The following is a 2,107-nucleotide window of genomic DNA, read 5'->3' on the forward strand; positions in this document are numbered from 1 at the left end:
TCGCCGAAGCATCGGAATCCCCTCCCGAAGTACCTGAAAACGGCTGAGGGGGCTTGTCAAATACAAAAAGTAAGCCCAACTTCTGCCGTTCAGGAAGTTGGACTCACTCTTATATGGTTTAGCGGACAGTAATATTTTTATTTCTTAAACAGTCGGTATATCTCTCTTACCCAGAGGACAAGCGATGATGCAGCAACGATGATTGCAAGGTCGAGAGCGCCAGAGGGATTGAAACTCCAGTCAAGGGTATGAAGCATCGGCTCTACGTTGAAGAACTCGTATGCAATCTCGGTAATAAACAGCTGACCGATAACGATAATACCAACAATAGTCCAAAAGCCTTGGCTCATTTTGAGTTTGAACACACTTTCGCCAGTCTCGAAGCTGCGGGCATTGAACATATACCAGAAGTGTGTCCAAACGAATATCGAGAACAAGAGCGTTGCTTCGTATGGTGTCATTTCTGCTGCAGCTCCTATTGTGGTATGGAACATTTGCGGTATAGAGGTGACATTTGCATGGTTGAATAGCCAGTAGAATCCGAGGGTGATGGCAAAGAAGATAAAACCTACACTGAAAAGTTCCCATAGCATCTGTTTTGAAAGAATGGAGGCTTCACGCTTACGAGGTTTTTCGTCCATTACTCTCTGCGAAGGAGGAAGCGACGCAAGTGCCATTGCTCCGAAGGTATCCATGATGAGGTTTACCCAAAGCATCTGTGTGACTGTAAGAGGCGATTCTGTTCCCATAAACGAGCCGAACAGCACGAGGAAACAGGCAGCTACATTGACTGTGAGCTGGAACAGGAGGAAACGTTGGATATTCTTGTAGAGGGAGCGACCCCACATCACGGCACGACCGATTGAAGAGAACGAATTGTCGATGATGGTGATGTCGGATGCTTCTTTGGCAACAGATGTGCCGTCACCCATAGAAAGACCGACATGGGCAGTTTTGAGTGCGGGAGCATCATTGGTACCGTCACCTGTCACAGCGACAACTTCGTTGTTGGCTTGGAGAGCCTCTACGAGTCGTTTCTTATCCATGGGACGTGCACGAGCAATGATTTTCAGTTCGCCCACACGCTCCTTCAGTTGCTTATCGGAAAGTTCGGCAAATTCCGGACCGGTGATGATATTGCGGTCAGTATCTGTCGCATCGTTCCAAAGACCAATTTGACGACCGATTTCTTTTGCAGTTCCTGGAGTGTCACCTGTCACAATCTTGACTTTGATTCCGGCATCAATAACCTCACTGACCGCGTCGGGTACGTCAATACGGACAGGGTCAGAGATTGCAACAATCCCAAGGAACGTCAGGTTGTCCGCAACCACTTTGCTGTCAGCGATTGTTGCGTCCTTATCGCCAAGTTCCTGATATGCAAAGCCGAGAGTGCGCATTGCCTGATTCTGATATTCAAGCAGCTGTGCGTCAATTTCAGCCTTAGTCACACCACATGTGTTTTTGCACATCCCGAATACTATTTCTGGAGCACCCTTGACATAAAGAATGTTTTTGCCAGTTGCAGATTTTACCACGGTTGCCATATACTTACGTTCGGTAGTAAAAGGCAGTTCTTCAAGGCGGGTCGCACCGTTGCGGAGGTCAAGATAATTTGTGCCACGCTCTTTTAGCCAGAGGAGCAGCGCACCTTCTGTAGGATTGCCGAGCACCTGAGGCTTTTCTCCCGAGAGGTCAAGCTGGGCGGTCGAATTTACAGCGATGCCTTCATAGAGCACTTCGTTGGAAGGCTCGCCGAAGAAATTGGTTTTGTAAACCTGCATCTGGTTCTGTGTCAGCGTTCCGGTCTTGTCCGTACATATTACAGTGGTGGCACCCATTGTCTCACAGGCGTGCATCTTGCGGACAAGGTTGTTGGTCTTGAGCATACGGCTCATCGAGTATGCCAAAGAGAGTGTTACAGCCATTGGCAGACCTTCGGGCACTGCAACTACGATAAGCGTAACGGCAACCATCAGCGTCTTGAGCGTATGTGCAAGGAGGAGCGACCACGTGGCACTGTCGGCACCAGGATTGAGCATAGAGAACGCTCCTATCACCATCGCAAAGAAGACGATGAAGAATCCTACGATTGTAAGAATACATT

General features: G+C 48.5%; 1 protein-coding gene. It reads right to left on the bottom strand.

Features of this window, described 5'->3' with window-relative positions:
* Positions 1 to 137: 137 nt before the first annotated feature.
* Positions 138 to 2,107: cation-translocating P-type ATPase (locus JX312_RS12710; RefSeq protein ID WP_204458281.1), on the bottom strand; the 1,970-nt coding region annotated here is incomplete at its 5' end.

The sequence above is a fragment of the Barnesiella sp. CU968 genome (assembly GCF_905219685.1).
GTDB lineage: Bacteria > Bacteroidota > Bacteroidia > Bacteroidales > Muribaculaceae > Lepagella > Lepagella muris_A.